A 10,640-nucleotide genomic window follows, 5' to 3' on the forward strand; every position below is an offset into this window, starting at 1 on the left:
CCAAAGAGATTTGCAGCAGTACAATAAAATAAGGTATGCTAAGCAAATCTGTTTCTACAGAAGGTTGTTCAAGAAGTTCATGCAGACTCCTTTTCAATTAGAAAGACTTTCATTTCATTTGTATCATTGATGTAGTGGCGTGCTTCATAAGTTGGTATATAAGTCAATTTGATGCCTTTGATGAGAGTAAAAAAAGATTTATCGCAGTGTAACGGGTGTAAGACTCCCCCCTTCAAGAAAAAGGGAAGCACGTCATTTCTAAGTTGGAGATCTAACAGCCAGTAACGGACCGATTGGATTAACTAACATTCAGTGGAGGAGAGAGGACTGACAAAGTACGTAACGTCTGCACTAGCACGTCCTGCGCGTTGAAAAAACACCACTGAATGAAGTTTCACAATATCTAGACCATGATATTTTTGAACAGACTCTTTGTGGATGAATCCCTGTAATGTGAGCGGGATACAATATTATTTGAATCAATAGAGGATAGCAGAGGCTATTACATAAGAGGAAGAAGGAATGTATGATGGACCAACAACGGTTACAAGAAATTCGTCGTTCCCTTCATCAAATCCCGGAGATTGGATTCAAGGAAGTGAAGACACAGGCCTTTCTATTAGAGGTGATTCAGAACTTCCATCGTTCTAATATAGAAATCGTGAAATGGAGAACAGGATTATTCGTGTTGGTGAAAGGGACCAATCCAACGAAAACAATTGGTTACCGCGCAGATATAGACGGTTTGCCAATAAAGGAGGAAACAGGCCTGTCGTTTCATTCCCGGCATGATCAGTATATGCATGCCTGTGGCCATGATATCCATATGACCGTTGCTTTAGGGATGTTAGATGAGATATCGGCATATCCAATCGAAGATAATGTATTATTTCTGTTTCAGCCGGCAGAAGAAGGCCCCGGCGGTGCAGAGCCGATGATGGCCAGTGAGCCGTTTAAGCAATGGAGGCCGGATGTCATTTTTGCCCTGCATATTGCCCCAGAACTTCCAGTGGGAACCGTTTCATCAAGGACTGGTATCTTGTTTGCCAATACGAGTGAGCTTTTTCTGGATTTTCATGGGAAGGGAGGCCATGCGGCATACCCGCATTTGACCAAAGATATGATTGTTACGGCAAGCTATTTTGTGACGCAGTTACAGCAGATTATTGCAAGAAAGATAGATCCACTGGACAGCGGTGTGATCACGATTGGTAAAATGACAGCTGGAACGGTACAAAATATTATTGCAGAAACAGCCCGATTAGAGGGCACCATCCGTACATTAAAGCCGGAGACGATGAAGGATATTAAAGCAGACTTAGAACAAATCATCAAAGGATTTGAATTAATGCACAACTGTGACATTATGCTGGACTATGGCGCCACTTATTATCAGGTTTACAATGATCATCAGACAGTTGAGCTGTTCAAAGCGGCACTGGCTCAGCAGGATATTCGTTATGTGGAGGCAAATGCTGCTATGACAGGGGAAGATTTTGGTTATTTTCTTCAGGACGTACCAGGTTTTATGTATTGGTTAGGGGTGAATTCCCCTTATGGTCTGCACCACAGCAAGCTTAATCCAGATGAAAACGCAATTGAAGTAGGGATACGAGCGGGAATAGCCACATTAAAGTCGTTATAATAAAAAAGTGTGGGAAGATCCAGAGAAATGGATCTTCCCACACTTTTTTTGGCTCGTTTATGAGTTGGTAAAGCAGGGAAAAAGATAGATAAGGTTGACCAGTGGATAACAGTGGTAATTTTTGTGTTTTAACTGCGAAAAAATCACTGCAAAAAAAAATTAAATAAATTGAAGCGAAAGGCTAGCATTTTATTTCGGAAACCGTTATATTAGTACATACGTATAAAAATGGAGGGAGAACAACATGGAGGTATTTAGGAAACTAAAACAATTTTATTGGCCTTTTAAAAAGTATTTCTTGCTATCGGTTCTATTTGTTATGGTTGTAACCGGTATCACCGTTATTTACCCTATTGTTCTGCAGATAACGATTGATGATGTGGTCATTGCTGGTGAGTACCAACTAATCCCTGTCTTATCCATTGGTTTTATCATTATTATGATTATCAAAGGGTTAGCCAATTACTTACAGCAATATCTAGGTGATTTATTCGGGATTAAGTCCGTATTCATCTTAAGAGATGCACTGTATAAAAAATTACAGCGTCTATCATTCACTTATTATGATAATGCTAGAACTGGGGATTTAATGTCACGGTTAACAATGGATGTAGAAGGCTTCCGTTTTTTCTTGGCAGCAGGATTTCGAGAATTGATTCGTGTTATGGTATTAATACTGATTAGTTTAGGTGTTATGTTTTACTATTCTGTTCCTTTAGCCTTAGTTACGATGGCGGTAATGCCTTTTCTAGCTGTGGTCGTTTATCGCTTCGATAAAGAAGTGCATCCAGCGTTCCGAAGAATTCGAAAATCATTAGGACGCTTAAACACCCGTATTCAAGAGAATGTAACAGGAATGAACACCGTTAAGTCACTTTCTAAAGAAGATTTTGAAATTAATCGTTTTACAACTAATAACACCAATTATAAAGAAGTGAATATCACTACTTCTAATATTTGGGCAAGGTACTTTCCGCTCATGGAATTTATCGGAAATATCAGCATGGTTACCTTGTTGATATATGGAGGGTATTTAGTTATTAACGGCTCCTTACAGTTAGGAGAATTAGTTGCCTTCTTTAGTTTGGTTACATATATCTTAGGTCCGCTTATGCACCTGGGATTTATAGTGAACCAATTCTCACAGGCGAAAGCCTCTGGTGAGAGGTTGCTGGAGATTTTGGAAGCAAAAGAAGATATTGAAGAAGAAAAACATCCACTTGTACCAGAACGTATTAAAGGTCATGTTACCTTTGAACATGTACACCTCACTTATATTGCGGAAGATGATGCTGCTTTAAAGGATATTTCCTTTGATGCGCCTCCAGGAAAAGTGATCGGTTTGATTGGACCGACGGGAGCTGGTAAGACGAGTATTACACAACTTATTACCAGGTTTTATGAACCAGATCAAGGAAGAGTACTGGTTGATAATAAACCGACAAGTACCTACTCCTTGAAGTGGCTGCGTAAACACATTGGTTTTGTACTGCAGGAGTCATTTTTATTTTCGACAACGATTAAAGAGAATATTGCATATGGAAATCCAGATGCCAGCATGGAAGAAATTATTGCTGCCGCTAAGCGAGCCCAAGCACATGATTTTATTATGCAGATGCCAAAGGGATATGACACATTACTTGGCGAGCGCGGTATGGGGCTTTCAGGTGGGCAAAAACAACGGATAGCGATTGCAAGAGCCATTCTAATTGATCCTAGTATTCTAGTACTGGACGATGCTACTTCTGCAGTTGATATGGAAACTGAGTTTCTTATTCAGAAAGCCTTAAAGGAAGTAATGGATGGCAGAACAACCTTTATTATTGCTCATCGTATTTCTTCATTAAAGCATGCAGATGAAATACTTGTGTTAGATTCTGGTGAAATAGTCGAGCGAGGCACACATGAGGAATTGATTCAACAAAATGGGCCATATCGCCGCATTTATGATATCCAATATCAAGATCGTGATAGTGTAATGCAGGCAGTAGAGTAATGGGATCATTAGTCTGCTGTCTTAGCAGTAAATGAAGTCATTCCATTCTTTCATAAGCATGATCTAACGATCATTTTTTGATGGCATAGTATTAAAGAGGAGGTACAGTAATCATGGCAAAATCAACAACTGCCGGGGCGGGGATGAAGAAAGAAAGTCCGCATTTAAACAGGTTTTATTACCCGCTAGATCAGGCAGTGGAAAAACCGTTTAACTGGAAACAAATGTTGCGATTATTAAAATATGTGAAACCATATTCGAAACGGTTATTACCTGCTGCAATTGTGGCTATGTTAATTTCAACGATGGTCCGGCTGATCGTACCGGTCATTATTGGTACTTGGGTTATTGATCGGGCGATTTCGAATCAAGACGTTTCCCTGCTCACATATCTTATTATTTTAGTCTCGGTCTTATATTTGATTAGTTATGTTGCCAATAGGTATCGTATTAAATGGGTAAATATACTAGGACAGCGAATCATATATGATTTAAGAAAGAATCTGTTTTCACACGTGCAGCGTCTGTCTCATAATTTCTTTGACAAGCGGTCAGCAGGTTCGATTCTTGTAAGGATACTTAATGACGTTAATTCATTACAGGAATTATTCACCAATGGTATTATTAACTTGTTAATGGATATAGTCATGTTGACTGGTATTATCATTATCTTGTTTGCCTTAAGTCCTCCGTTGGCATTGGCTGTATTAGTTATCTTGCCAATCATGTTCCTGATTTCAACAAAGCTGCGGAGAACAATTCGCCGTTCATGGCAAGATGTACGTATTCAGAAATCAAGATTAAATTCGCACTTAAATGAAAGTATGCAAGGGATTCGCATTACACAATCATTCTCTCAAGAAAAAGAAAATGCAGAATTTTTTAATGGTGTAAATGAGGATAATTATGAGAAAGAACGTGTCGCCATGAAAAGGAGTGCCTATTTTGGTCCATTCGTGGAGATGAGTAATGCAATTGGTACCGTTATTTTAATCTCGTATGGTGCTCATTTGATTATTAGTGGAAATATTGAGATTGGTATCTTTGTTTCTTTTGCTTTCTATCTAGGTATGTTCTGGGAGCCGATTTCCAGGTTAGGACAAATCTATAATCAATTATTAGTTGCGATGGCTTCGTCAGAGCGTATCTTCGAGTTTTTAGATGAACAGCCAAATGTTGAAGAGAAAAAAGATGCAAAGGTATTTGAAGAGATGAAGGGACATATTGTCTTCGATAAGGTACAGTTTTCATACAACGAAGATCGCATTGCCTTACATGAAATTTCGCTGGAGATGAAGCCAGGCCAGACCGTGGCCTTAGTAGGTCACACCGGCTCAGGAAAATCAACAATTGCCAACTTGATCAGTCGTTTTTACGATCCAACAAAGGGAAAAGTATTAATCGATGGTCATAACCTTAGAGATATGCGTCTCGATAGTTTAAGAACCAATATCTCGGTTGTCCTGCAAGACACCTTTATCTTCTCTGGAACTATATTAGACAATATTCGATTCGGGCGGCCAGAAGCAAGTGATGAAGAAGTATTTGAAGCAGCCAAAGTAGTAGGAGCAGATGATTTTATCCGGCGTTTGGCTCATGGATATCATACAGAAGTCGAGGAACGAGGCAGCATTTTATCAGCAGGAGAGAGACAATTGCTTTCGTTTGCAAGGGCTCTTTTAGCTGATCCAAGAATATTGATTTTGGATGAGGCCACAGCAAGTATTGATACCGAAACAGAAGTGAAAATCCAGCAAGCTTTACGCCGTTTATTGGAAGGCAGAACAGCAATTATGATTGCTCACCGACTTTCCACGATCCGTGAAGCCGATAATATTATTGTGTTGGAGCACGGCAGACTCTTAGAGCAAGGCAGCCATGACGAATTAATGAAGAAAAAAGGTGAATATTACGGCTTAGTTCGTTCTCAATTTGAGATGCTGGATTCTTTATAAAAAAATAAGGAATAGGGGCTGTTGTACAATCAGAAATAGATTGTGCAGCAGCCTCTACTGTGTTTATGTAGGATGATATACCTGCTAAAAAGGTAATTTTGTCTTTAGAGGCAATCCTGCTCGTTTTATGATAAAATGTCTGTGATACTAATTGTTGGAGGAATGGATATGAAGCGTGAATACGCAGTGATCGGGTTAGGACGTTTTGGTGGCAGTATTTGCCGCGAGTTGAGTGCAGAAGGCATGGATGTCCTTGCTGTCGATATTCATGAAGATAAAGTAAAAGAGTTTAGAAATATTGCAGCCTATGCGGTAATTGCAGATACTACAGATGAAGATGTTTTGAAAGAACTAGGAATACGTAATATCGATCATGTGATTGTGGCAATTGGTGATGATATTCAAGCAAGTATTTTGACTACTTTGATGTTGAAAGAACTAGGTGTCAAAAAAATCACTGCAAAGGCGCAAAATGATTATCATGAAAAGGTACTGAATAAGATTGGGGCAGATCATGTCGTACACCCGGAACGAGATATGGGGAAGCGAATTGCCCATCAAATTATTTCGACCAATATATTGGATCATTTAGAGCTTTCAGATGACCACAGTATTGTAGAGGTAAGGGTAGGGAAGAAAATGCACGGCCGGTCCTTGCTTGATCTTGACATTCGTGCTCGTTTTGGCTGTAATGTAGTAGCCATTAAGGAAGTACAAGACAGAAAGGTGAATGTATCGCCACAGGCTTCCCAGCAGTTAGAAAAAGGGGATATATTGATTGTGATTGGGGCAGACCAGGATATTTCGAGATTTGAAAAACAGCTAGTTGTGGAATAGACGCATCGATAATATAGATGAATGTCATGTCAGGGGAAGCAGCACCTGACATGCTTACATAGCACATAAAAAACGAAGATATCCTTGTAAGTAATAAGGGATATCTTCGTTTTGTATTATACTTCCATTATAATAGGTAAGATCATTGGACGACGTTTCGTTTTATCGTAAAGGAATGGAGCAATGGTATCTGTTATTTCATTTTTAATCTCAGACCATTGTGTTGTCCGGCGTTCCATTACTTTACTCAAATGCTTAGATACAAGCTTCTGTGCCTCATTGATAAGATCTTCAGATTCTCGCATATATACGAATCCTCGAGAGATAATATCAGGACCTGAAGCGATTTTGAATTCTTTCATGTTAATGCTCACAACGACGATTACTAATCCTTCTTCTGATAAGATCCGTCTGTCACGTAAGACAATATTACCAATATCCCCAATTCCGCTTCCATCTACATAAATAGCTCCTGAAGGGATTTTTCCAGCGATTTGTGCATTGTCTTTACCTAAGGCTAATACCTCGCCATTATCCATGATAAAGCAGTTCTCTGATGATATACCGCAACTGTCGGCAAGCTTCGTATGTTCTTTCAGCATACGATATTCCCCGTGAATAGGCATAAAGAATTTCGGCTGTATTAATCGAAGCATTAATTTTTGTTCCTGCTGCCCGCCATGTCCAGAGGTGTGGATATTGTTCAGTGGTCCATGAATGACGTCTGCTCCAGCACGATATAATTGATTGATAATTCGGCTGACACTAAGTGTATTTCCAGGGATTGGTGAAGAAGAGAATACAACTGTGTCACCAGGTATAATTTGAATTTGACGATGAGTGCCGTTTGCAATTCTCGATAGTGCAGCCATTGTCTCTCCTTGAGAGCCTGTACAAAGAATCGTTATTTCATTAGCTGGAAGCTGATTGATTTGGTGCGCTTCGACAAAGGTATTCTTAGGTGCATGGATATAACCTAATTCTTGACCAATTTTAATGGCCCCTTCCATGCTACGGCCAAATACTGCCACTTTTCGGTTATGCTTCACAGCTGCTTCTACCACTTGCTGCAAACGATAAATATTTGATGCAAACGTCGCAAAAATTAATCTGCCATCTACTCTCGAGAAAATATCATTAATGCTATCTCCAACTACACGTTCTGATAAAGTAAAGTCAGGAACTTCACTGTTTGTACTATCTGATAATAAACATAAGACACCCTCTTTACCAATCTCTGCCATTTTGGCTAGGTTGGCAGGTTCGCCAACAGGAGTGAAATCAAATTTAAAATCTCCTGTATGAACAATATTACCTGGAGGTGTTTTTACTACAATACCATAAGAATCGGGAATGCTGTGTGTCGTACGGAAGAACGACACAGAAGTCTTTCTAAATTTAAAAACATCCTCTTCTTGAAAAGGATATAGCTTGGTATTTCGCAAAAGTCCGTGCTCATCTAACTTATTGCGAATAAGTCCAAGTGCAAGTTTACCTGCATAAATAGGCACATTTAATTCACGCAGTAAATAAGGAATACCACCAATATGATCTTCATGACCATGGGTGATAAATAATCCTTTAATTTTGTCTTGGTTTTGCACCAGGTAGGTATAATCAGGAATAACATAATCAATTCCTAATAATTCATCTTCAGGAAACTTAATCCCTGCGTCGATGAGAATGATTTCATCTTGGAATTGTACACCATATGTGTTCTTTCCAATCTCACCTAACCCACCTAATGCAAAAACGGCTGTTTGATCATTTTTTACGAACTTCATCTATTGGGCGTTCTCCACTTTAAAATGAGGAGATTGTTGTTCATAAGCTAGATGTGCCCCTTCTAAGCGTTGGATGAACTCGATATTAATATGTCTGTCCTTTAATTGTTCACGAACTTTACGTTCTGATTCTGCTTCAACGTACATACTTTTCGTATGTTCACGCACAGGAATTTCTGATGCGTTTTCTTGATATAATACTTTATAAATCATGCTATCTCTCCTTTTGTTATAGTTGCTAATAATTGGGTTACGCAATTCTTTGGTATGTTTTTGGTTTGTTATAATATTCACTAGAACGATTTATTGTAGTTGGTATACGTTTTCTCCGTAATGCTTCGCGCATGCGACGTTTCAATTTCTCTCTTAGACGTTTTAACATTGTACTTCCAACTCCTTTCTATGTGATATGTATAGAAAAGAAAAGCAAGTATTCAACGAACCGATCCAATCCCTATTACTTATAGTATAGTATGAATTAAAGAAATTTGAAACAAAAAAGCTAAAAATATTAAATTATTTTCTAGATCCTTCCTAGTTAACGGCTTGAAAAAAAAGATATTTCGATCGTGAAAACTTTACTTTATTTGTTCCATAATAAAGCGTGATTGCTAAAAAAGAAGTAAGTCCATCATTAAATTTGAACGGAATGTATTCCTATAGTGCATCTTAGCAAGCACACAAAACCTGATCCATTATCATTATTATTGTTTGCCTTTGAAAATATACTTATACACGTCATTCGTGCTATAATGACAACGTGATTAAATAATGATTTAAAGGATGAGACGTTTGGAACAGAAAATTGTATTTCTTGATATTGATGGAACGATTCTTGACCATCAAAAACAAATTCCTGAAGCTACCAGCTTAGCCATCAAAAAGCTGCAAGAGGAAGGGGTAATTGTATCAATTGCCACAGGACGAGCTCCATTTATGATTCAGGATATATTAGCAGAACTTGAATTGACATCACATATTACCTTTAATGGTCAACATGCCGTATACAATGGTGAAGTTATTCATCAGAATCCCATAGAGGCTTCTTTAATACAACAACTTACAGATTACAGTATTGAAAATAATCATCCCCTGGTTTTTCAAAGTGATCATGATATGCGTTCTAATGTGACGGAAAGTTCATTTATCGAAAAAGGAATGAAGAGCTTGAAACTCACACACCCATTAACTGATCTGGAATATTACAAAAAACATGACATTTTTCAAGTGTTGTTATTTAATGAGTCATTTGAACAGAAGGCATATGAAGACAAGTTTGATGCCCTTCGCTTTGTGAGATGGCATGAATTTTCGTGTGATGTCTTGCCAGGAATAGGCTCGAAAGCACATGGGATTAAACAATTTGTGAGTAAATTGGGCATTAAATGGGAAAACACCTATGCCTTCGGTGATGGTATGAATGATATTGAAATGATCGAAAGCGTACATACGGGTGTTGCGATGGGTAATGCTGTTCCAGAGGTCAAACAAGTAGCTGACTTAGTTACAGACAATGTGGAAAATGAAGGTTTAAGCAAAGCGATGAAGCAATTGGGTTTGATTTCTTAACCATAAATTACGTTAAATTATGATCGCGCTAGATGAATACAAAAAAATAAACTTTCATAGCATGGATAAAATCTATTTAAGCGAAAACGGTGGCTATTAATGAAATCATCCAATCAATTTGTAATTAAAATCGAGAACCAAAGGTGGCTGGATCATAATAATGAAGAAGATTTATGCTCTCATGGGGAAATCTATCTGAATGTGAATGGAAATATCATTACGCAGTTTGGAATAAATGAAGAATGGGGAATTAGTGAGTCTGCTCTAGCTTTATTAAGAACCATGGATCAAGATTATCGTTGTGATCCGAATATGGAGGAAGGGTTAATCCTTCACGGGTGTGGTACGGTGTTGATGACAGGCTGTCCTATTTCCATTCATTGGTCTGTTAAACATATGAATGACCAAATACTATTGTCAGATTTTGTTAAAATCACTACAACAGATCCGGCAACAGGAAATGTCTATTACCCTGATCTTCATGTCACACTGCACAAAAATGAATACAAAGATCAAGTGGTTCTCTTTGCGAGCCAAGTGAAAAACTTCTTCGCCACTTCAAAGCAAAAACGTATATCGGGTGACTTGGATAAAGAAATGTATCAGAGTTTCTGGGAGGAATACAATCTTTTGCTTGCCAATAGTTAGCCAATGTTGCACAGGACCGTTACGTTTGGATTTTTAGAAGAAAACGGCTGCATGGATATACAGAAATGGAGCGCGTTTGCTTAACAAGAAAAGAGGACAGACCCGTTTATGGTGATATGCTCCCTTTATAGTAGACAGAGAAATAATAAAAATTCTCACCTATTATGAAGGGAGTATTTTGTATGTCTAAAAGAATGACCAAACAG

General features: G+C 38.3%; 9 protein-coding genes. 6 read left to right on the top strand and 3 right to left on the bottom strand.

The annotated features are described in order from the left end of the window. Positions 1-529: 529 nt before the first annotated feature. The 4 genes from JOD18_RS21760 (at position 530) to JOD18_RS21775 (ending at position 6,433) form a co-directional block, all read left to right on the top strand. On the top strand, positions 530-1,645 hold the full coding sequence (locus tag JOD18_RS21760) for an N-acetyldiaminopimelate deacetylase (RefSeq protein ID WP_204671347.1): 1,116 nt from the start codon (positions 530-532) through the stop codon (positions 1,643-1,645). Positions 1,646-1,889: 244 nt separating this feature from the next. Beyond that, positions 1,890-3,641 (top strand): ABC transporter ATP-binding protein, encoded by a 1,752-nt coding sequence (locus JOD18_RS21765; RefSeq protein ID WP_204671338.1) that lies wholly within the window; start codon positions 1,890-1,892, stop codon positions 3,639-3,641. 113 nt (positions 3,642-3,754) lie between these two features. Further along, positions 3,755-5,596, top strand: coding sequence for an ABC transporter ATP-binding protein (locus tag JOD18_RS21770; protein ID WP_204671339.1), 1,842 nt, complete (start codon positions 3,755-3,757; stop codon positions 5,594-5,596). A 168-nt stretch (positions 5,597-5,764) separates the two neighbouring features. Continuing rightward, positions 5,765-6,433, top strand: coding sequence for a potassium channel family protein (locus tag JOD18_RS21775; RefSeq protein ID WP_204671340.1), 669 nt, complete (start codon positions 5,765-5,767; stop codon positions 6,431-6,433). A gap of 116 nt (positions 6,434-6,549) precedes the next feature. Here JOD18_RS21775 and rnjA read toward each other — a convergent pair whose 3' ends face one another. Genes rnjA through JOD18_RS24725 form a run of 3 tightly spaced genes read right to left on the bottom strand, consistent with a single transcriptional unit; the run spans position 6,550 to position 8,599 of the window. Then, a complete protein-coding gene (gene rnjA, locus JOD18_RS21780) occupies positions 6,550-8,217 on the bottom strand; it encodes a ribonuclease J1 (RefSeq protein ID WP_204671341.1) in 1,668 nt (555 codons plus the stop codon). Beyond that, positions 8,218-8,430 (bottom strand): DNA-dependent RNA polymerase subunit epsilon, encoded by a 213-nt coding sequence (locus JOD18_RS21785; RefSeq protein ID WP_204671342.1) that lies wholly within the window; start codon positions 8,428-8,430, stop codon positions 8,218-8,220. 37 nt (positions 8,431-8,467) lie between these two features. After that, positions 8,468-8,599 (bottom strand): hypothetical protein, encoded by a 132-nt coding sequence (locus JOD18_RS24725; protein ID WP_275583081.1) that lies wholly within the window; start codon positions 8,597-8,599, stop codon positions 8,468-8,470. A gap of 401 nt (positions 8,600-9,000) precedes the next feature. On the opposite strand from JOD18_RS24725, the gene JOD18_RS21790 reads away from it, so the two are divergent. Both JOD18_RS21790 and JOD18_RS21795 read left to right on the top strand, forming a co-directional pair. Continuing rightward, positions 9,001-9,786 (top strand): Cof-type HAD-IIB family hydrolase, encoded by a 786-nt coding sequence (locus JOD18_RS21790; RefSeq protein WP_239588297.1) that lies wholly within the window; start codon positions 9,001-9,003, stop codon positions 9,784-9,786. A gap of 99 nt (positions 9,787-9,885) precedes the next feature. Then, positions 9,886-10,434 (top strand): hypothetical protein, encoded by a 549-nt coding sequence (locus tag JOD18_RS21795; RefSeq protein WP_204671344.1) that lies wholly within the window; start codon positions 9,886-9,888, stop codon positions 10,432-10,434. The last annotated feature ends 206 nt before the right edge of the window (positions 10,435-10,640 follow it).

The organism is Gracilibacillus alcaliphilus (genome assembly GCF_016909015.1).
In the GTDB taxonomy this organism is placed as follows: domain Bacteria; phylum Bacillota; class Bacilli; order Bacillales; family Amphibacillaceae; genus Gracilibacillus; species Gracilibacillus alcaliphilus.

Bases quoted from the DNA above. Each gene is read 5' to 3' on its own strand.
- JOD18_RS21760 (WP_204671347.1), top strand. From the start codon at position 530: ATGGACCAACAACGGTTACAAGAAATTCGTCGTTCCCTTCATCAAATC.
- JOD18_RS21765 (WP_204671338.1), top strand. From the start codon at position 1,890: ATGGAGGTATTTAGGAAACTAAAACAATTTTATTGGCCTTTTAAAAAG.
- JOD18_RS21770 (WP_204671339.1), top strand. From the start codon at position 3,755: ATGGCAAAATCAACAACTGCCGGGGCGGGGATGAAGAAAGAAAGTCCG.
- JOD18_RS21775 (WP_204671340.1), top strand. From the start codon at position 5,765: ATGAAGCGTGAATACGCAGTGATCGGGTTAGGACGTTTTGGTGGCAGT.
- rnjA (WP_204671341.1), bottom strand. From the start codon at position 8,217: ATGAAGTTCGTAAAAAATGATCAAACAGCCGTTTTTGCATTAGGTGGG.
- JOD18_RS21785 (WP_204671342.1), bottom strand. From the start codon at position 8,430: ATGATTTATAAAGTATTATATCAAGAAAACGCATCAGAAATTCCTGTG.
- JOD18_RS24725 (WP_275583081.1), bottom strand. From the start codon at position 8,599: ATGTTAAAACGTCTAAGAGAGAAATTGAAACGTCGCATGCGCGAAGCA.
- JOD18_RS21790 (WP_239588297.1), top strand. From the start codon at position 9,001: ATGAGACGTTTGGAACAGAAAATTGTATTTCTTGATATTGATGGAACG.
- JOD18_RS21795 (WP_204671344.1), top strand. From the start codon at position 9,886: ATGAAATCATCCAATCAATTTGTAATTAAAATCGAGAACCAAAGGTGG.